Source organism: Bordetella genomosp. 13 (assembly GCF_002119665.1).
In the GTDB taxonomy this organism is placed as follows: domain Bacteria; phylum Pseudomonadota; class Gammaproteobacteria; order Burkholderiales; family Burkholderiaceae_B; genus Bordetella.
Genome location: NZ_CP021111.1, coordinates 870,790 through 890,748 on the forward strand (window position 1 = coordinate 870,790; position 19,959 = coordinate 890,748).

The following is a 19,959-nucleotide window of genomic DNA, read 5'->3' on the forward strand; positions in this document are numbered from 1 at the left end:
CGGGCGTCGCGGCGCCGCGCGCGAAAGGGCGCGCGTAAAAAGGGCGCCGCGTCACCTGCGGCGGCGCGTCAGCGCGCGGCCGCCGCCACCACTTCCCACAGCTTTTCCGCCACTGGCGCCATGTCGCTGGGCTGCCGATACAGGCAGATGTCCACCGGGATGTCCCATTGGGGACCGCCCGCCCGGCACAGGCGTCCCTGCTCCAGGTCCTCGCGCACCAGTTCGCCGGGCAGCCACGCGATGCCGCGTCCCTGCAGCGCCATCGAGCGCAGCAGGGCGGCGTGGTGCGCCACGAAGGTCTCGCGGAACCGGTCGGCCGTCTTGCCTGCCTGTCGCAGATGGTGGTCGACGATGCGCCCCAGGCCGGACGCCGGTCCGTAGGCCAGCAGGGGCACCGGTGTCTCGCGCTCCACGGTGTAGCGCGGGCCCCGTGGCTTGCCTTCGTCGGCCGGCGCGCCCACGGGCATCAGCACGTCCGCATCCAGCCTGGCCATCGGATAGGCCTGCTCGTCCATGCGGTTGGGCACGCCCGCGTGGCGGTGGCACAGCAGGAACTGGACGCGCCGCTGGACCATGAGATCGGCGCAGGCCTGGAAGCTGTCGGACATGGTCTGGATCGGCCCGATGGCCACCTGGGCCTCGAGGCTGGCCAGCCAGCGGGGAAAGAACGATAGCGACAGAAAATGCGTGGCCGCGAAACGCAGGCTGGCCTCGCCCTGCGCCTGCGCGGCGCGCGCCTTGATGCGGGCGGCCTCCAGGTCGGCCAGCACCTGCTGAAGCAGGGGGCGGAACTTGCGCCCCGCCGCGGTCAGTTCGGTGGGATGCGTGCTGCGGTCGAACAGGTCGACGCCGACCCATTCTTCAAGCGCGCGTATGTGCCGGCTGAAGGCGGGCTGCGCAATGGCCCGCGCTTCGGCGGCGCGCGAGAAGCTGCCGGTTTCCGCGAGCGCGCAGAAATCCTCCAGCCATTCCATGTCCAATGGACGATTGCCAGGCCCCATGCTTGTGCTCCGCAACGGAGATAGTTCTATGCGATTGGAGTATTGGACGGTCTCCACGCCCTCCGCAATCATAGCTTCCACAGCAACCGCAATTCCGGAGACAGAGCATGGCTTGCATCGCCAACTATCGCGGCATCATCCCCGCCATTTCATGCCCCTTCACGCCCGACCATCGCATCGACGAGCCGGCGCTGCGCAGGCTGGCCTCGTGGCTGGCCGGGCATCAGGGCGTGGTCGCCGTCATGACCAATGGGCACACCGGCGAGGTGTTCTCGCTGACGCCCACCGAACGCGCCCAGGTCACGCGCATCGTGGCCGACGAGCTGCGCGGGCGCCTGCCGGTGATCTCGTCGCTGGTGTGCGAAGGCCTGGCCGATGCCGCCGACCATGCTCGCATGGCCCGCGAGGCCGGGGCGGCGGCGCTGGACGTCATGCCGCCCCATCACTGGCTGCGCTTCGGCTTCACGTCGGGCCACGCGCTGCAGTATTTCCAGGCGATCCACGAGGCGGCGCCCGACCTCGACCTGGTGTGCCACGTGTATCCGTCCTGGACGCGGGCGGCGTATTCGTCGCAGTTGCTGGCCGACCTGGCGCGCCTGCCGTATCTGCAGGCCTTCAAGGTGGGCCAGCGCGACATGAACAAGTATGCGCGCGACATCCAGGCCATACGCGATGCCGATCCGGACAAGGCCATCCTGACCTGCCACGACGAATATCTGCTGGCGTCGATGGTGCAGGGCGTGGATGGCGCGCTGGTGGGCTTCGCGACCTTCATCCCGCAGCTGATCATCGATCTGTGGGAGGCGGTGAAGGCGGGGGACCTGCACCGCGCTCAGGCCGTGCAGGCCATCATCACACCGCTGAAGGACGCGGTGTACGGCGCCGGCGAACCGACCGGCGAGGCGCACGCCCGCATGAAGATGGGCATGTACCTGGCCGGCGTGCTGGACGACGCCACCGTTCGTCCGCCCACCGAGTCGCCCAGCGAAGAAGAAGTGCGGGCGCTGCGGGCCGCGCTGCGGCAGGCGGACCTGTTGAAACGCTGAGCGTGGCCATGTCGGCCCGCCGCGCGAAGCGCCGGGCCGTATCCACAATAACGACAGGAGACAATCATGCTGAAAAGACTGCTTTCGTACGCGCTGTGCGCGCTGCCGGCGCTGGGCGCCGCTTCCGCCCATGCGGCCGACTATCCCGAGCGTTCGATACGGATGGTGATTCCTTTCCCGCCGGGCGGCACGCTGGACGCGCTGGGCCGCGACCTGGCCAAGCAACTGGGCGACCAGATGGGCCAGGGCGTGGTGGTGGAGAATCGCTCGGGCGGCAACGGCACCATCGGGGCGGATGTGGTGGCCCGCGCCAAGCCGGATGGCTATACGCTGCTGTTCAGCGCTTCCACGTTCGTCACCGCGCCCATGACCATGTCGTCGGTGCCGTTCGCGGTGGAGAAGGACTTCGTGCCGGTCGCCATGGCTGCCAAGGCTCCGCTGTCGGTGTCGGTGCGCAAGGATCTGCCGGCAGCCGACCTGCCGGGCCTGCTCAAGTACGCCAAGGCCAACCCGGGCAAGCTGACGTTCGCGGTGGGCTCGATCGGCTCGGCGGGCCATCTGTCCACCGCGCTGCTGAAGCGCCAGGGCGGCCTGGATTACATGGTGGTTCCCTACAAGGGCACGGCGCCGGCGTTCCAGGACCTGATAGGCGGGCGCATCGACGGTTTCATCGACCCCGTGCTCGGCGCGATGGAGTACTACCGCAGCGGCATGCTGCGCATCGTGGCGGTCACCTCGGACAAGCGCCTGCCGAATCTGCCCGACGTGCCCACGGTCGCCGAGACGCTGCCGGGCTACCAGTACTACAGCTGGTATGGCCTGTGGGCGCCGGCGGGCACGCCGGCCGGCGTCGTGCAGAAGCTCAATGCAGAGGTCAACAAGGCATTGGCCTCGGACATCCAGGCCAAGTATGCCAAGCTGGGATTGCTGTTCACGCCCGGCAGCGTCGAGGACTTCGCGCGCTTCCAGCGCGAGGACATGGCCAGCGCCAAGCGCATCATCGACGAGGAGCACATCCGTGTCGAGTGACGCCGCCGTGCCCGACGGCCGCGGCCTGGCCGTGGTCACAGGCGCCGCCGGCGGCATCGGCCTGGCCATCGTCCAGCGCCTGCTGGCCGATGGCTGGCGCGTGGCGGGACTGGATCTAGTCCCGCCGGCGCTCGAATCGCCGGGCTATCGGCACGTCGCGGCAGACCTTTGCGACGGCGCGGGCATCGCTCATGCGCTGTCCGGGCTGGGCGATGTCCGTGCATTGGTCCATGCGGCCGGGGTGTTGCGCGTGGGCGCGCTGCAAGAGCTGGATCCCGCCGACGGCATGCGCATGTGGGCGCTGCACGTGGACGCCGCAGTGCGCCTGGCGCAGGGCCTGCTGCCCTCGTTGAGCGCCGGCGGGAATGGCCGCATCGTGCTGGTGGGCAGCCGGGTGGCGCAGGGCATGCCGGGCCGCAGCCTCTACGCGGCGTCGAAGGCGGCGCTGGTCGCGCTGGCGCGCAGCTGGGGCGCGGAACTGGCCGCCAGCGGCGTCACCGTCAATGTCGTATCGCCTGCCGCGACCCAGACGGGCATGCTGGCCGATCCCGCGCGGGCGGCCAGCGCGCCGCGTCTGCCGCCCATCGGACGGCTGATACGTCCGCAGGAGATCGCGGCGATGGTGAGCTTTCTGCTGTCCGACGAGGCCGCCGCGATCACGGGGCAGGACCTGACTGTCTGCGGCGGGGCGTCGCTGGTTCGCTGACCGGCACGGCCGTCTCATCCGTTTGATCTGGCGCAAATCGGCTATCGCCGCCGCGGGTTCTAATCGAGGCTCGATCAAGATGCAAAGATCCCGGGAGTACCTTCATGCGCAAGTGGATGATCGCGGCCGCGCTGGCCGCAGCGGCAGGCCCTGTGTGGGCGCAGACATGCGAACAGACGGTGCATGGCAACGATGCCATGCAGTTCGACGTGAAGGCCATCGAGGTCGACAAATCGTGCAAGCAGTTCACCGTGAAGCTGGAGCACACGGGCAAGCTGCCGCGCAATGCGATGGGGCACAACTGGGTCTTGACGCGCGAGGTCGACATGCAGGGCGCCGCCACCGACGGCACGGCGGCCGGCCTGGACAAGGACTACGTCAAGCCGGACGATGCTCGCGTCATCGCGCACACCAAGGTAATCGGCGGGGGGCAATCGGACTCGGTCACTTTCGACGTGTCCAAGCTGGCGGCCGGCCAGAACTATATGTTCTTCTGCTCGTTCCCTGGCCATTGGGCCATTATGAAGGGCACGCTGAAGCTGGCTGACTGAGGTCTTCCGAGGGCGGCGCGCCATTGCGCCGGCCCTCGCGTTTCAACTGGCGACACGCGGCGCCTCAGGGCGCCGCGTGCTCGTATTCGATGTCCCATTCCGATTCGCCCGCCCGCACGAAGCCGTTGCGTCGATAGAAGGCATTGGACTCGCTGCCGCGCAGCGCCGTGACGCGCAGCGGCAGACCGTTCGTGCGGGCCTGGGCGATGACCGCCTGCACGACCATGCGTCCCAGGCCCAGTCCTTGTGCGTCGGGATGGAGGTACAGATGGTCCAGGCGCATCGCGCCTGCCTCGCGAGATACCGCGTAGAAACCGACGCGCGCACCTTCGTGGCAGATCCAGCGCATGTCGGCCGGTACGAAAGTGGCGCGCAGCCGGTTTCGAGATCGCTCGGGATCGTACCTGCCAAGACGCTCGAGGCTGGGCCGCATGGCCAGCGCGCGAAGCTCGGCCATGGCGTCGAAATCGTGGTCGTCCACGGGCAGGAACTGCATGGTGTCAGGCAGGACAGGGTGGTCCATCGGGGGGCTCGAAGGGCGCGCGTCGCGCCCCGTGTCGATCAAGACTGCCACGGGTCGTAAGTGCCGAAACTCCAGATGTGGCCTTCGGGATCGCTGCAGGTGAAGCCGCGGCCGCCGTATTCGGCATCGGCGATCTCGACCAGGATGCGGGCGCCCGCGGCCTGCGCGCGAGCATAGACCGCGTCGGCATCGTCCACGATGACGTAGGCGCTCTGCGTTTCGCAGCCGCCCACTTCGTCCGGCTGCTTCATGTATTGCGCGAACTCGGTGTCGCGCACGGATCCCAGCATGATCATGCCGTTGCCCAGCGTCAGCTGCGCATGAAGGATGGTGTCGGCGGGGCCGGGCACCACCAGGTGCGCCGCGAAGCCGAAGGCCTGTTCCAGCCAATCGATGGCCGCCGCGGCATTGCGGTAGCGCAGGCACGGAACGATGCGGGCGTAGTCCTTGGGCGCGGTGATCATGGTCTGTCCTCCTGGTCGTGGGGTGAAGCCGGCGTCGCGATGGCGTCGTAGCCGCGGGCCGTGAATTGCAGGACGCAAAGGCCGTGCCCGAAGGGGTCGCCGAGATGCGCGATGCGGCCCCACTCGTGCGAGGTGGCCGGGTCTTCGAGCCGGGCGCCGGCCGCCACCGCGCGCGCCACGGCGGCATCGACATTGTCGACCACGAAGTCCATGTGCACGGGCGTCCAGTGACGGGCGTAGTCGCGTATCTGGTCCGTGGCGCCGGCCGCGCGCGATCCGGCCGGCTTGCGCAGCAGGTACAGACGCACATTGGCGCCCGTCAGTTCAACGCCGTCGGCTCCGAAGCGGCGGCCCGGCGCCAGCCCGAAGGCCTCGCAATAGAAGCGTTCGCCGCGCGGCAGATCGTCGACGTCGATGTTGACCAGTATCTCCACAGGCTGTCCTTCCGGGCGTTAGGCAGCGGGCGCCGCGTGACGCGTTGCGCATGCGCAACGCGGCCATGCAACGGGGGCTTGGGCGCTTTTCTGGCAGGCGTCGCGCCGCTGCGAACCGCCTTCAGTATGGCCGGGGCGTGCGGCCCTGGCAAGGCGGCCCCGCCCCCACGGCATGGCTGGCGGCCCTTGCCTCGATACCTATAATGAAAGGGTCGAGTAGCGTGGGTTTCCGCAGCAGTCCTCCCATCCGCACAGGTTCGGACACCATGAGTCCGGCTTGTCGCGTCTTGTCAACAGCACGTCCCCTGATAGCAGTACACTCGCGTCCGTTTTACCTGCAGCGCGCGCCCGCCGCGCGGCTGCGGCAGATCGACGGCCCACACCTCGCGCCAATTCGCCTTGCCCCTGGAGCGCCCGCATGAAATTCCGGTTCCCTATTTTCATCATTGACGAAGACTATCGTTCCGAGAACGCCTCGGGGCTGGGAATTCGCGCGCTGGCCGCCGCCATCGAGGCCGAGGGTGTCGAGGTGCTCGGCGTAACGAGCTACGGCGACCTGAGTTCGTTCGCCCAGCAGCAAAGCCGCGCCAGCGCCTTCATCCTGTCCATCGACGATGAAGAGTTCGACGATTCGTCGCCCGAGGACGTGGCCAGCGCCATCAAGAACCTGCGCTCGTTCATCGGCGAACTGCGCTTTCGCAACGCCGACATCCCCATCTATCTGTACGGCGAGACGCGCACGTCCGAGCACATCCCCAACGACATCCTGCGCGAGCTGCACGGCTTCATTCACATGTTCGAGGACACGCCCGAGTTCGTGGCGCGCCACATCATCCGCGAAGCCCGCAGCTACGTCGACGGGCTGGCCCCGCCGTTCTTCCGCGAGCTGGTCGAGTACGCGCAGGAAGGCTCGTACTCTTGGCACTGCCCGGGCCATTCGGGCGGCGTGGCGTTCCTGAAGAGCCCGGTGGGCCAGATGTTCCACCAGTTCTTCGGCGAGAACATGCTGCGCGCCGACGTGTGCAACGCGGTCGACGAACTGGGCCAGCTGCTGGACCACACCGGCCCGGTGGCCGAGTCCGAACTCAACGCGGCGCGCATCTTCCACGCCGACCACTGTTTCTTCGTCACCAACGGCACTTCCACCTCGAACAAGGTGGTGTGGCATGCCAACGTGGCGGCGGGCGACGTGGTGGTGGTCGACCGCAACTGCCACAAGTCGATCCTGCACGCCATCACGATGACGGGCGCCATTCCGGTGTTCCTGCGGCCCACCCGCAACCACCTGGGCATCATCGGGCCCATCCCCCTCGAAGAGTTCGAGCCCGAAAGCATCCGCAAGAAGATCGAGGCGAACCCGTTCGCGCGCGAAGCGCTGAACAAGAAGCCGCGCATCCTCACGCTGACGCAGAGCACCTACGACGGCGTCATCTACAACGTCGAGATGATCAAGGAAAAGCTGGGCAGCTACGTCGACACGCTGCACTTCGACGAGGCTTGGCTGCCGCACGCGTCCTTCCACGAGTACTACCAGGACATGCATGCCATCGGCCAGAACCGGCCGCGCAGCAAGGAAGCCATGGTGTTCGCCACGCACTCGACGCACAAGCTGCTGGCCGGCATCTCGCAGGCCTCGCAAATCATCGTGCAGGAGTCCGAGTCGCGCAAACTCGACCGCAACATCTTCAACGAGGCCTACCTGATGCACACCTCGACCTCGCCGCAGTACGCGATCATCGCGTCGTGCGACGTGGCCGCGGCCATGATGGAGCCGCCCGGCGGCACCGCGCTGGTCGAGGAGAGCATCCGCGAAGCCATGGACTTCCGCCGCGCCATGCGCAAGGTCGAGTCCGAGTTCGGCAAGAACGACTGGTGGTTCAAGGTATGGGGCCCCAACCGCCTGCCGGCCGACGGCATCGGCTATCGCGACGACTGGATCCTGCAGGCCAACGACCATTGGCACGGCTTCGGCGAAATGGCCGACGGCTTCAACATGCTCGATCCCATCAAGGCCACGATCATCACCCCGGGCCTGGACATGTCGGGCAGCTTCGGCGAAACGGGCATTCCGGCCGCCCTGGTGTCCAAGTACCTGACCGAGCACGGCGTGGTGGTCGAGAAGACCGGCCTGTATTCGTTCTTCATCCTGTTCACCATCGGCATCACCAAGGGCCGCTGGAACACGCTGCTGACCGCGCTGCAGCAGTTCAAGGACGACTACGACCGCAACCAGCCGATGTGGCGCATCCTGCCCGAGTTCTGTCGCGACCATCGCCGCTACGAGCGCATGGGCCTGCGCGACCTGTGCCAGCAGATCCACGAGGCCTATCGCGATCGCGACGTGGCGCGCCTGACCACCGAAATGTACCTGAGCGACATGGTGCCGGCCCTGAAGCCCTCCGATGCATTCGCCCGCATGGCCCACCGCGAGGTCGAGCGCGTGGCCATCGACGAACTCGAGGGCCGCGTCACGGGCGTGCTGCTGACGCCGTATCCTCCCGGCATCCCGCTGCTGATTCCGGGCGAGCGCTTCAACCGCACCATCGTGCAATACCTGCAGTTCGCGCGCGAGTTCAACTCGCGGTTCCCCGGCTTCGAAACTTACATCCACGGCCTGGCAGAGGACACCGCGCCGGATGGCAGCAAGCGCTACTACGTGGACTGCCTGAAGGAAGACTGACAGCGTCCCGATGTACGACGTCGCGATCCTGGGCGCCGGCGCCGCGGGCATGATGTGCGCCGCGGTGGCGGGCCAGCGCGGCCTGCGCGTGGTGCTGGTCGACCATGCCGACAAGCTGGCCGAGAAGATCCGCATCTCGGGCGGCGGGCGCTGCAACTTCACCAACATCGGTGCGGGCCCCGCCAACTTTCTTTCCGAGAACCCGCACTTCTGCCGCTCGGCGCTGGCCGGCTACACGCCGCAGGACTTCATCGGCCTGGTGCGCAAGCATCGCATCGGCTGGCACGAGAAGCACCGCGGCCAGCTGTTCTGCGACGACTCCAGCGAGTCCATCATCCAGATGCTGCGCGCGGAATGCGAGCAGGGCGGCGTGGCCTGGCGCATGTCGTGCCGCGTGGCCGAAGTGGCCCGCGACGCCGACGCCTATGTGCTGCGCACCAGCCAGGGCGAGATCCGGGCCGCCAAACTGGTGGTGGCCACGGGTGGAATGGCCATCCCGCAACTGGGCGCCACCGACTTCGGGCTGAAGATCGCGCGGCAGTTCGGGCTCAAGGTGGTCGAGCCGCGTCCGGCGCTGGTGCCGCTGACCTTCGACGCCACCGAATGGAAGCCTTTCGCCGAGCTCTCCGGCGTGGCGCTCGAGGTCGGATTGGAGACGGGGCAGGGCGCCGCCCGCGGCGAGTTTCTCGAAGACCTGCTGTTCACCCATCGCGGGCTGTCCGGCCCGGCCATCCTGCAGATCTCCAGCTACTGGAGGCCCGGCGAGGCTATCACCCTCGACCTTGCGCCCGGCCGGGACATGGCAGCCGAACTGCTGGCGGTGAAGCCTGGCAACCGGCAGCAGTTGCATACCGTGCTGGGCGGCATGTGGCCCAAGCGCCTGGCCGACCGCTGGCTGCGCGCGGCCGGGCCGGGCGGCCAGGATCTGTCCGCCAGCCGCGTGGCCGACCTGCCCGACCGCGCCCTGCGCGAACTGGGCGCGCGCATCCAGCAATGGCGGCTGGTGCCCACCGGCACGGCCGGCTACAAGAAGGCCGAGGTGATGCGCGGTGGCGTGGACACCCGCGGCCTGGACCAGAAATCCATGCAGGCACGCGGCGTGCATGGGCTGTACTTCATCGGCGAAACCGTCGACGTCACCGGCTGGCTGGGAGGCTACAACTTCCAGTGGGCCTGGGCATCGGGCGTGGCCTGCGGCAAGGCGCTGTAGCGGCATTGCCGCGACGAACTGCCGCGTTTCCTTCAGCGCCATCCCGATCACGCGGTCGCACGCCGCGCCGCGAGCCTATCGCCCTGAGACGGGCAGGCCGGCACGAACCATGCTGAGTTGACCCGGAACGCGCGAACCGCCCGTCGCGCGGCTGCGTGCGTGCCAGCCTGAACCGCGGCCTGTCGAAGGCCGACAACCGGAGATTCCAATGGCCTATACCCTACCTCCCTTGCCTTACGCCTACGACGCGCTCGAGCCCCACATCGACGCGATGACGATGGAGATCCACTACACGCGCCATCACCAAACGTACATCAACAACCTGAACTCGGCGCTGGAAGGCGCGGGCATCTCGTCCGATCGACCGGTGGAAGACGTCATCGCGGACCTGGAGCAACTGCCCGAATCGGCGCGAGGCGCCGTCCGCAACAACGGTGGCGGCCACGCCAATCACAGCCTGTTCTGGACAGTGATGTCGCCCGACGGCGGCGGCGAGCCCAGTGGCAAGCTGGCGGATGCCATCCAGGCCGAACTGGGCGGCATGGATGCCTTCCGAGACGCCTTCACCAAGGCCGCCTTGTCGCGCTTCGGCAGCGGCTGGGCCTGGTTGAGCGTGACGCCGCAAGGCCGGCTGGTGGTGGAAAGCACCGCCAACCAGGACAGCCCGCTGATGCACGGCAACATGCCCGTGCTCGGTCTGGACGTCTGGGAGCACGCCTACTACCTGAAGTACCAGAACCGCCGACCCGAATACATCGCCGCTTTCTACAACGTGATCGATTGGAAGGAAGTGGCGCGTCGCTACGAGGGTGCGCTGCGGCCCGCCTCGGCTTGATGCGGGTTCGGGGCGAGCGCGCCGGCCGGCCCGCCCTGGTTCATGACCGCGAGGCCTGCCGCGGCCGCAGCCCGGGCGGCGCATCGGGCGGCCGGGCAAAGGCCTCGCGCAGGAAATCCACGAACGCGACGACCCGCCCGGCATACTGGTGTTGCGGCAGATACACCGCATAGATGTCCGCCGGTGGTGTGCGGTAGCGGCCCAGCACTTGGCGCAGCCGGTCCGTTGCCAGGTGGGCCGCAATGTCCCACTCGGCGCGCAGGATGATGCCATGCCCGTCCAGCGCCCAGTTCACGGCGATGGCCCCGTCGTTGGTGCTCATATGCACCCCCACCTTCACCGTATGCGTGCGCTTGCCTCGATGCAGGCGCCAGACGCCATGCGTTTCGCTGCCGTGCCGGATGTCGATGCAGGCGTGCCGCGCGAGGTCTTCGGGCACCAGCGGTTCGCCGTGGCGCGCCAGATAAGACGGTGCGGCGCACAGCAGCCTCCGGTTCGCGGCAATGCGCCTGGCGATGACGCGGGCTTCGGGCGGCTCGCCGAAGCGCACGCAGACGTCGAAGGCATCCTCGGTGAGCGCGGGCGGCGCCACCGTCAGCTGGAGCTGCACGTCCACGCCCGGATAACGGTGGCGGAATGCTGACAGCAGCGGGGCCACGTGGTTGCGGCCGAATCCCAGCGTGGCGTTCACGCGCAGAAGGCCCTTGGGTTCCTGCGGCGCCCTGGACACATGGCGCTCCATGTCCTCGATGTCGGCCAGGATGCGCCGCGCATGCATCAGGTAGATCTCGCCTTCTTCGGTCAGGTGCATGCGGCGCGTGGTGCGCGTCAGCAGCCGCACGCCAAGGCGCGCCTCCATCTGTGCCAGCCGCTTGGTAACCGCGGGCGGGCTGACGCCGATCTCGCGCGCGGCCGCCGCCAGGCTGCTGCAGCGCGCCACGATGCTGAAGAACGCCATGTCGGTAGGAGCCAGGGACGTGCTCATCATTAACCAGATGGAAATAATGGAATAACTTTCTGCGTGTTTGTTGCCATTCTAGCGGGCTTAGAGTGCAGACGATCCGTCAGCAAGGCGCGGCTACCGGCATTGCCCGGATATATCGAGAACAACCAGGAGACTCCATGTCATTGACCTCTCTGTTGCGGCATTGCCGCCATATGCTGGGCGCGCTGGCGTTGCTGCCCATGGCCGTTGCGGCGCAGTCCGCCTATCCCGGCGACCGGCCCGTATCCATCGTCGTGCCTTACTCGCCGGGCGGCGCCACCGACGCGGTCGCGAGGCTGCTCAGCACCAAGCTGACCGGCACCATGAAGGGCACCTTCATCGTCGAGAACAAGCCGGGCGCCAGCGGCACCATCGCCATGTCGTCGGTGGTGCGCGCGCGGCCCGACGGCCACACGCTGTTCATGAACGAGATCACATCCACGGTGGTGTCCGAACTCGTGCCCAACCTCAGCTTCGATCCCATCAAGTCCCTGCAGCCGGCGGTGCTGGTGGCCGAGACTCCGTTCGTGCTGGTGATCAACAGCAGCGTGCCGGCACGCAACCTGACCGAGTTCGTGGCATATGCGCGCGCCAATCCGGACAAGATCACCTACGGCTCCGGCGGCGTGGGCAGCGGCCCGCACCTGGCCGGCGAGCTGTTCAAGCAACTGACGGGCGCGGACATCCTGCACGTGCCGTATCGCGGCTCCGGTCCCGCGCTGCAGGATCTGCTCGGTGGCCAGATCCAGATGCTGATCACCGCCGCGCCGACCGTGGCGCCCTTCATCAGCGAAGGCCGGCTGCGGGCCCTGGCGGTAGCGCGCAATGAACGCATCAAGGCCCTGCCCAACGTGCCGACCGCCAAGGAAGCGGGCCTGGCAGGCTTCGAGATCAGCAACTGGTTCGGCCTGGCCGCGCCGCTGGACACGCCGCAGCCGGTCCTGGACGCCATCGCCCAGGGGGTGAATCGGGCTTTGAAGGACAGCGATTTCCTCGCCAGCCTGGACACCGCGGGCGCGGTGCCGCTGGGCGGCACCTCGAGCGCGGCCCGCGAGCACGTGTCGCAGGAAACCAGGCGCTGGAGCGCGATGCTGCAGGCCAACGCCGCGCAGGGCGCCAAGCGCTGACGACAACGCAGGGCGGGCGCGGCCGAGGCGGGCGTGCCCGATGAATCGCCATACCCGTGGCAGCTACAAAGGAAGGCAATGAAAATCAAGCGTATCGTCCCGCTGCACGTGGGCCAGTTCATGTATGCCCGGATCGAAACCGATTCCGGCCTGGTGGGCATCGGCGAGGCCGGCACCTGGGGCCATCTGCAGGCCGCGGGCGCCGCCATCCAGCGCTTCGCCGAATACCTGGAAGGCAAGCCGGCCTTCGACATCGAGCATCACTGGAACGTGATGCATCGCTTCAGCTACTTCCAGGGGCTGGCGATCAACGCGGCGATCTCGGCGATCGACATCGCGCTGTGGGACATCAAGGGCCAGGCGCTCGGCGTGCCGATCTACGAACTGCTGGGCGGCGCGGTGCGCAAGAAGGCACGCATCTATGGCCATGTCTACGAAAGCTCGATCGAGAAGATCCTGGTCGAATGCCAGGCCAAGATGGATGCCGGCTTCAACGCGTTCGGCCATCTCAATCCTTTCCTGGACGAGGGCAACGACCAGGTGTGGTTCAAGACCCATATCAAGAAGATGCGCGACGCCATCGACAACGTGCATCGCATACGCGAGGTGGTGGGCGATCGCGTGGACCTGCTGATCGAATTGCACCGCCGCCTGACGCCGCCCGAAGCCGTGACCTTCACCAACGCGATCGAGGACACGCATCCCATGTTCGTCGAGGATCCCATCCGACCCGAGGGGCCCGACGCCATGGCTCGCGTGGCCGACAAGATCAACGTGCCCATCGCCACCGGCGAACGCTTCGCCACCATCTACGAGTTCCAGGCGCTGCTGGCGCGCAACGCCGTCGAGTTCGCGCGGGTGGACCTGTGCCTGTGCGGCGGCATCACGGGCGGGCGCAAGGTGGCCGCCATGGCCGAGGCTCATCACGTGCAGATCGTGCCGCACAACCCGTTGTCGCCGATCGGGCTTGCCGCCTGCCTGCAACTGGCGGCGGCGGTTCCCAACTTCGCCATTCAGGAATACGCTACGGGCTTCGAGGCCGGCATCTTCGAATCGCGGCCGGAGCACCTGGGCAGTGACGTCGTCGACGAGGTGCCGCGGCCCGACCAGGGGTTCGTCGACATTCCCAGTCGTCCCGGCCTCGGGATGGCGCTGGTACCGGATGCGCAGCAACGGCGTCCGCCGCTGTCCAAGCCGATCTCGATGCGTCCGCATTTCGACGGCTTCGTCATCGACCAATAGCCGGCAGCGGCAGCGGCTGCGGCGTGCCGGACCTGCGGGCGGCACGCCGCTTGCTGAGAAGCGGCATACCGGTTGTATGCTTTATTGAAAATGACTATCATTAACAATAAAGCGTATGACTTTGGCAACCCAGGAATTGCCGATGAACACCCACAGCCGCCACCGCGTACGACCCGCCGCCACCAGCGTCAGCATCTGGACGCTTACCGTGCTCGTCGCATGTCTCGCCATGCACCAGCTGTGGGCGTACTTCGCGGTGCGCACGCCCGCCGTGTCCGACGCGCTGCTGGGCGGAATGGTGGCGGCCGCCGCCACCGCGCTGGGCACGCTGCCCGTGGTGTTCTCGCAGACGCTCTCCGAGAAGGTGCAGGACATCATGTTCGGCTTCGGCGCGGGGGTGATGCTTGCCGCCTGTGCCTTCTCGCTCGTGGTGCCGGGCGTGGCCGCCGCCGAAGCGCTGGGACACGGCGCCTGGACGTCGGCGGGCATCGTGGGCGTGGCGGTGCTGCTGGGCGGAGCCGCGCTGCTGCTGGCCGACCGCGTGCTGCCGCACGAGCATTTCATCAAGGGCAAAGAGGGCGGCCGCGACCGCGCCGACTCAAAGAAACTGCGCCGGACGTGGCTGTTCGTCTTCGCCATCATCCTGCACAACGTGCCCGAAGGGTTGGCGATCGGGGTGAGCTTCGTCGGCAACGACGCGTTGCGCGGCACGGCGCTCGCCACGGGCATCGCCATCCAGGACGTGCCCGAAGGCCTGGTGGTGGCGGTGGCGCTGATGGCCGCCGGCTATGGGCGCGCGACGGCCGTGGCCATCGGCATGCTGTCGGGCCTGGTCGAGCCGCTGGGCGCGGTGCTGGGCGCCGCCATCGCGGGTTGGTCGGCCGCCATGCTGCCATGGGGCCTCGGATTCGCCGCGGGCGCCATGCTGTTCGTGATCAGCCACGAGATCATCCCCGAGTCGCACCGCAAGGGTCACGAGGTCGCCGCCACCTGCGGGCTGATGATCGGCTTCGTGCTGATGATGATCCTGGACACCGTGCTCGGATAAAGCCGCCGATGCGGCTGCGGCTCACCCGAGGCTGACGCCGCGTGAGTTCTGACTCGGTGCTCCGGACTCCGCGCGGGCACGAGGCGAAGCCACGGCCTACCGTGGCGCCCGCGGCGGCGGCGCCACGTCCCCGCTTTGCGGCGCCCGGCTTTCGGGGTATGCTTGCCGCGCTGTCACGCATGTTGCGGGAGAGAGCCGCTTTGTCGGCCGCCGAAGGCGCAATTCGCCCGGAATCGCTCAGGTAACCCATACCGCAACTGCATCGTCCGCGGCGCCCATCGCGCCGCACCGAAACAGCACTCTGGAGAGACCTGGTGCCCGCCCGGCGCTTCGCGCAGGCAGGCCACCCAGGCGCCGAAGGTGCAAACCCGCCGCCGCGGGGCAACTCTCAGGCAAAAGGACAGAGGGGCGGAAGAATCGGCCGATCGCCGGGGCTTTCGCTTCGCATCGGCATCGCGCAATCCCTTGCGGCGCCGCTGCCGCTGGAGTCTCTCCGCATGTCCGCACCTCTGCAACGCACCCCGCTCTACGACGAACACCTCGCCGCCGGCGCCCGCATGGTCGATTTCGGCGGCTGGGAAATGCCGCTGTCGTACGGCTCGCAGATCGAAGAGCACCACGCCGTGCGCCGCGCCGCCGGCATGTTCGACGTCTCGCACATGCTGAACGTGGACGTCGCCGGTCCCGACGCGCGCGCCTTCCTGCAGCGCCTGGTCGCCAACGACGTGGCCAAGCTGACCGTGCCGGGCAAGGCGCTGTACAGCTGCATGCTGAACCCGCAGGGCGGCGTCATCGATGACCTCATCGTCTATTTCTTCGCCGCCGACAAATGGCGCGTCGTGGTCAACGCCGGCACCGCCGACAAGGACGTCGCGTGGATGCGTCGCGTTGCCACGTCGGGCAGGTTCGACGTGACCATCGCGCCGCGCCGCGACCTGGCCATGGTGGCGGTGCAGGGCCCCGAGGCACGAGCCAAGGTATGGGCCGCGCGCCCCGACTGGCGCGCCTCCTCCGAACCGCTGGGCCCGTTCTCCGCGGCCCTGCCGGGCGACGACACGCTGGTGGCCCGCACGGGCTACACCGGCGAAGACGGCTTCGAGATCGTGTTGCCGGCCGCCGAAGTGGTCGCGCTGTGGCGCAACCTGGCCGCGCAGGGCGTGCGGCCCTGCGGCCTGGGCGCGCGCGACACGCTGCGCCTGGAGGCCGGCATGAACCTGTATGGCCAGGACATGGACGAGCTGATCCAGCCCGACCAGGCTGGCCTGTCGTGGACCGTGTCGCTGAAAGATCCGGCGCGCCGCTTCATCGGCCGCGATGCCCTGGAACAGCACGCCACGCCGGCCGCCTTCCTGGGCCTGAAGCTGCAGGAACGCGGCGTGATGCGTGCCCACATGACCGTGCGCACCGCGCAGGGCGACGGAGAAATCACCAGCGGCACCATGTCGCCCACGCTGGGCGTTTCCGTGGGCTTCGCACGCCTGCCCGCCGGCGTGCAGCCGGGCGACCAGGCGCAGGTCGACATCCGCGGCAAATGGGTGCCCGCTCTGGTCTGCAAGCTGCCCTTCGTGCGTCACGGCAAAGCCGTCGAACACTCGTAAACTCGTGCTTCCGGCCCGCCGGGGCCGGAAGGCGCGCAATCCCTTTCCCGTATCGCAGCACCCAGCCCAGGAGTTTCCATGAGTCTGCCCACCGATCGCAAGTACACCGCGTCCCATGAATGGGTCAAAGCCGAAGGCGACGTGTTCGTCGTCGGCATCACCGACAACGCCCAGGACCAGCTCGGCGACCTGGTCTTCGTCGGCGAAGTGGAAGTCGGCGCCAAGCTCAAGGCCGGCGACAAGGCCGGCGTGGTCGAGTCCGTCAAGGCCGCTTCCGACATCTACACGCCGGTGTCCGGCGAGATCGTCGCGTTCAACGACGAGCTGGACGCCAATCCCGCGCTGATCAACGAGTCCGCCTATTCGGCCTGGATCTTCAAGGTCAAGCCGGACAACGCCACAGACCTCGACGGCCTGCTGGACGCCGCCGGCTACGAGGCCTCCAACGGCTGAGTCCGCGGCCGCGCGGGCGTCATGCCGCGCGGCCCGTCTTCGGCACGCCGCAGCCGCGGCGGGCCATCGTTCTTCGAGATTGCTTCATGTCGCGCGCCCTAGACACCCATACCGATTTCATTCCCCGCCACATCGGCCCCTCCGACGAGGACCAGGCCAGCATGCTTGCCGTGGTCGGCAGCGCCAGCCTGGACGACCTGATCGCCGAGGTGGTGCCGCCGCGCATCCGCAGCGGCGAACCGCTGGACCTGCCGGCCTCGCGCAGCGAGACCGACGTGCTGGCCGAGCTCAAGCGCATCGCCGGCCGCAACAAGGTCTATCGCAACTACATCGGCCAGGGCTACTACGGCACGCACGTGCCGAACGTCGTGCTGCGCAACATTCTCGAGAACCCCGCCTGGTACACGGCCTATACGCCCTACCAGCCCGAGATCTCGCAGGGCCGTCTCGAGGCCCTGCTGAATTACCAGACCATGGTCGCCGACCTGACCGGGCTGGACATCTCCAACGCCTCGCTGCTGGACGAGGGCACCGCCGCCGCCGAAGCCATGACGCTGGCGCGCCGCGGCGCCAAGGCGCAAAGCCCGGTGTTCTTCGTGTCGCAGCACTGCCATCCGCAAACCATCGAGGTCGTGCGCACGCGCGCCATCGGCCTGGACATCGAAGTGGTGGTGGGCGACGAGGCGCAGGGCCTGCCCGAGTGCTTCGGCGTGCTGCTGCAGTATCCGCACAGCCTGGGTTCGCTGGCCGACTACCGCGCGCTGGCTGAAGCGGCGCACGCGCAGGGCGCCGTCGTGGCGTGCGCGACCGACCTGCTGGCGCTGGCCGTGCTGGCGCCGCCCGGAGAATGGGGCGCCGACATCGCCGTGGGTTCGGCGCAGCGCTTCGGCGTGCCGTTCGGCTTCGGCGGCCCGCACGCCGGCTTCATGGCCTGCAAGGATGCCTTCAAGCGCAACATGGCCGGCCGACTGGTGGGCGTGTCCAAGGACGCTCAGGGCAACCCCGCGCTGCGCCTGGCGCTGCAGACGCGCGAGCAGCACATCCGCCGCGAGAAGGCCACCTCGAACATCTGCACCGCCCAGGTGCTGCTGGCCGTGATGGCCGGCATGTACGCCGTGTGGCACGGCCCCGCCGGCATCGCGCGCATCGCCAACCGCGTGCAGCGCTACACCGCCATCCTGCGCGGCGAACTGCTCAAGCTCGGCATCAAGGTGGCCAACGATACGTTCTTCGACACGCTGCTGCTGGAAACCGGGCCGGCCACGCCGGCCATCGTCACGGCCGCCGCGTGCGAGCACATCAATCTGCGCCGCGTCGATGGCGCGCGCCTGGCGGTGTCGCTGGACGAGACCGTCAGCGCGCAAGACCTGCAGGCCCTGGTCAACGTGTTCGCCGCGGGGCTCGAGCAGGACGACGTGGCTCTCGACGTGGACGCGCTGGACGCGCAGGCCGCGGGCGGCATCCCGGCCGCGCTGCGGCGCCAGGGCGCCATCCTGGTCCATCCAGTGTTCTCGAGCGTGCGTTCCGAGACCGACATGCTGCGCTATCTGCGCAAACTGGCCGACAAGGACCTGGCGCTGGACCGCACCATGATCCCGCTGGGCTCCTGCACGATGAAGCTCAACGCCACGGCCGAGATGATCCCCATCACCTGGCCCGAGTTCTCGCAGGTGCATCCGTACGCTCCCGCCGCGCAGGCCGAGGGCTACCACGATCTCATCGTGCGCCTGTCCAAGGCGCTGTGCGAGATCACGGGCTACGACAACATCAGCCTGCAGCCCAATTCGGGCGCGCAGGGCGAGTACGCCGGCCTGCTGGCGATCCGCGGCTATCACCAGGCCAACGACCAAGGCCAGCGCAACGTCTGCCTGATCCCGTCGTCGGCGCACGGCACCAATCCCGCGTCGGCGCAGCTGGCGGGCATGGAGGTCGTGGTGGTGGCGTCCGACGCCAACGGCAACGTCGACATCGACGACCTGCGCGCGAAGGTGGCCAAGGTGGGCGACAAGCTGGCGGCCCTGATGATCACTTATCCGTCCACGCACGGCGTGTTCGAAGAGGCTGTCACCGAGATCTGCGACATCGTGCATGCCGCGGGCGGCCAGGTGTACCTGGACGGCGCCAACATGAACGCCATGGTCGGCGTGGCCCGGCCGGGCAAGTTCGGTTCCGACGTCTCGCACCTGAACCTGCACAAGACCTTCTGCATTCCGCACGGCGGCGGCGGCCCGGGCGTCGGGCCGGTGGCGGTGCGCGCGCACCTGGCGCCGTACCTGCCCGGCGTGCTGAACGAGCAGGGGCGCCTGCCCGCCGAGGCGCACGTCGGCCCGGTGTCGGCCGCGCCGTACGGCTCGGCCGGCATCCTGCCCATTCCGTACGTGTACATCGCGCTGATGGGCGCCGACGGCCTGAAGCGCGCCACGGAAGTGGCCATCCTCAACGCCAACTACGTGGCCACGCGCCTGGCGGGACACTATCCCGTGCTGTACGCCGGCCGCAACGGCCGCGTCGCGCACGAATGCATCCTGGACGTGCGTCCGCTGAAGGAGACCAGCGGCGTGTCGGCCGAGGACATCGCCAAGCGACTGATGGACTACGGCTTCCACGCGCCTACCATGAGTTTCCCGGTGGCCGGCACGCTGATGATCGAGCCGACCGAGTCCGAGGGCCTGGCCGAGCTCGACCGCTTCGTCGACGCGATGATTGCCATCCGCGAAGAGATCGCGCAGATCGAGCGCGGCGAACGCGACCGCGACGACAACGTGCTGAAGAACGCGCCGCATACCGCGCAGATGCTGCTGGCCGAGGAATGGCACCACGATTATCCGCGCCAGCAGGCCGCCTATCCGCTGGCCTCGCTGCGCGACGGCAAGTACTGGCCGCCGGTGGCGCGCGTGGACAATGCCTACGGCGATCGCAACCTGGTGTGCTCGTGCCTGCCGATCGAGGCGTACGCCAACTGAAATGACGCGGACCGCCCCGTGGGGCGGCCCGTGTCCGGCAACGCGGGGCCGGCTCGACGCCGGC

The 19,959-nt window shown here is 68.1% G+C and carries 18 protein-coding genes and 2 riboswitches; of the genes, 13 read left to right on the forward strand and 5 right to left on the reverse strand.

The genetic code is table 11. The features are described 5' to 3' along the window. Positions 1–68 precede the first annotated feature (68 nt). Entirely contained in the window at positions 69–1,001 is a 933-nt protein-coding gene (locus CAL15_RS04070; RefSeq protein WP_086077407.1) for a LysR family transcriptional regulator, read from the reverse strand. Positions 1,002–1,108: 107 nt separating this feature from the next. Between CAL15_RS04070 and CAL15_RS04075 the strand changes: the two genes are divergently transcribed. From CAL15_RS04075 to azu, 4 genes are all read left to right on the forward strand, one after another. After that, positions 1,109–2,047 (forward strand): dihydrodipicolinate synthase family protein, encoded by a 939-nt coding sequence (locus CAL15_RS04075; RefSeq protein WP_086077408.1) that lies wholly within the window; start codon positions 1,109–1,111, stop codon positions 2,045–2,047. A 66-nt stretch (positions 2,048–2,113) separates the two neighbouring features. Continuing rightward, positions 2,114–3,076, forward strand: a complete 963-nt coding sequence (locus tag CAL15_RS04080; RefSeq protein ID WP_086077409.1) for a Bug family tripartite tricarboxylate transporter substrate binding protein — start codon at positions 2,114–2,116, stop codon at positions 3,074–3,076. Continuing rightward, positions 3,066–3,782: an SDR family NAD(P)-dependent oxidoreductase gene (locus CAL15_RS04085; protein ID WP_232468113.1), complete on the forward strand. Its 717-nt coding sequence runs from the start codon at positions 3,066–3,068 to the stop codon at positions 3,780–3,782. Before CAL15_RS04080 ends, CAL15_RS04085 begins: the two co-directional genes overlap by 11 nt. Positions 3,783–3,886: 104 nt before the next feature. Beyond that, positions 3,887–4,333, forward strand: coding sequence for an azurin (azu, locus tag CAL15_RS04090; RefSeq protein ID WP_086077410.1), 447 nt, complete (start codon positions 3,887–3,889; stop codon positions 4,331–4,333). A 64-nt stretch (positions 4,334–4,397) separates the two neighbouring features. Here the strand turns inward: azu and CAL15_RS04095 are convergent, their stop codons facing one another. From CAL15_RS04095 to CAL15_RS04105, 3 genes are read right to left on the reverse strand one after another with little or no spacing between them, the layout of a single operon-like run. After that, a complete protein-coding gene (locus tag CAL15_RS04095) occupies positions 4,398–4,856 on the reverse strand; it encodes a GNAT family N-acetyltransferase (RefSeq protein WP_232468114.1) in 459 nt (152 codons plus the stop codon). A 38-nt stretch (positions 4,857–4,894) separates the two neighbouring features. Then, positions 4,895–5,320, reverse strand: a complete 426-nt coding sequence (locus tag CAL15_RS04100; RefSeq protein ID WP_086077411.1) for a VOC family protein — start codon at positions 5,318–5,320, stop codon at positions 4,895–4,897. Next, positions 5,317–5,754 carry a VOC family protein gene (locus CAL15_RS04105; protein ID WP_086077412.1) on the reverse strand — a complete coding sequence of 146 codons (438 nt, stop codon included), beginning with the start codon at positions 5,752–5,754 and terminating at the stop codon, positions 5,317–5,319. Before CAL15_RS04105 ends, CAL15_RS04100 begins: the two co-directional genes overlap by 4 nt. Before the next feature lie 418 nt (positions 5,755–6,172). On the opposite strand from CAL15_RS04105, the gene CAL15_RS04110 reads away from it, so the two are divergent. The 3 genes from CAL15_RS04110 to CAL15_RS04120 all read left to right on the forward strand — a co-directional run bounded on the left by CAL15_RS04110 (position 6,173) and on the right by CAL15_RS04120 (position 10,479). Then, on the forward strand, positions 6,173–8,434 hold the full coding sequence (locus CAL15_RS04110) for an arginine/lysine/ornithine decarboxylase (protein ID WP_086077413.1): 2,262 nt from the start codon (positions 6,173–6,175) through the stop codon (positions 8,432–8,434). 10 nt (positions 8,435–8,444) lie between these two features. Further along, the gene (locus tag CAL15_RS04115) at positions 8,445–9,644 is read left to right on the forward strand and encodes an NAD(P)/FAD-dependent oxidoreductase (protein WP_086077414.1); all 1,200 of its coding nucleotides are present in this window, start codon (positions 8,445–8,447) and stop codon (positions 9,642–9,644) included. A gap of 208 nt (positions 9,645–9,852) precedes the next feature. After that, positions 9,853–10,479, forward strand: a complete 627-nt coding sequence (locus CAL15_RS04120; RefSeq protein WP_086077415.1) for a superoxide dismutase — start codon at positions 9,853–9,855, stop codon at positions 10,477–10,479. Positions 10,480–10,519: 40 nt separating this feature from the next. On the opposite strand, the gene CAL15_RS04125 is transcribed toward CAL15_RS04120, so the two are convergent. Continuing rightward, complete coding sequence (locus tag CAL15_RS04125; RefSeq protein WP_086077416.1) at positions 10,520–11,467, reverse strand: LysR family transcriptional regulator; 948 nt, start codon at positions 11,465–11,467, stop codon at positions 10,520–10,522. Between the two features lie 134 nt (positions 11,468–11,601). Here CAL15_RS04125 and CAL15_RS04130 point away from each other — a divergent pair, with 134 nt between their 5' ends. The 6 genes from CAL15_RS04130 (at position 11,602) to gcvP (ending at position 19,895) form a co-directional block, all read left to right on the forward strand. Next, complete coding sequence (locus tag CAL15_RS04130; protein ID WP_086077417.1) at positions 11,602–12,591, forward strand: Bug family tripartite tricarboxylate transporter substrate binding protein; 990 nt, start codon at positions 11,602–11,604, stop codon at positions 12,589–12,591. A 78-nt stretch (positions 12,592–12,669) separates the two neighbouring features. After that, positions 12,670–13,833, forward strand: coding sequence for a mandelate racemase/muconate lactonizing enzyme family protein (locus CAL15_RS04135; protein WP_086077418.1), 1,164 nt, complete (start codon positions 12,670–12,672; stop codon positions 13,831–13,833). Between the two features lie 142 nt (positions 13,834–13,975). Then, positions 13,976–14,881: a ZIP family metal transporter gene (locus CAL15_RS04140; protein WP_086077419.1), complete on the forward strand. Its 906-nt coding sequence runs from the start codon at positions 13,976–13,978 to the stop codon at positions 14,879–14,881. 175 nt (positions 14,882–15,056) lie between these two features. Continuing rightward, a riboswitch (glycine riboswitch) is annotated at positions 15,057–15,145 on the forward strand. A 27-nt stretch (positions 15,146–15,172) separates the two neighbouring features. Beyond that, positions 15,173–15,295: riboswitch (glycine riboswitch) on the forward strand. Positions 15,296–15,378: 83 nt separating this feature from the next. Next, the gene (gene gcvT / locus CAL15_RS04145) at positions 15,379–16,479 is read left to right on the forward strand and encodes a glycine cleavage system aminomethyltransferase GcvT (RefSeq protein ID WP_086077420.1); all 1,101 of its coding nucleotides are present in this window, start codon (positions 15,379–15,381) and stop codon (positions 16,477–16,479) included. Positions 16,480–16,557: 78 nt separating this feature from the next. Continuing rightward, positions 16,558–16,932 (forward strand): glycine cleavage system protein GcvH, encoded by a 375-nt coding sequence (gcvH, locus tag CAL15_RS04150; RefSeq protein WP_086077421.1) that lies wholly within the window; start codon positions 16,558–16,560, stop codon positions 16,930–16,932. An 86-nt stretch (positions 16,933–17,018) separates the two neighbouring features. Next, on the forward strand, positions 17,019–19,895 hold the full coding sequence (gene gcvP / locus CAL15_RS04155; RefSeq protein WP_086077422.1) for an aminomethyl-transferring glycine dehydrogenase: 2,877 nt from the start codon (positions 17,019–17,021) through the stop codon (positions 19,893–19,895). Positions 19,896–19,959: the final 64 nt, after the last annotated feature.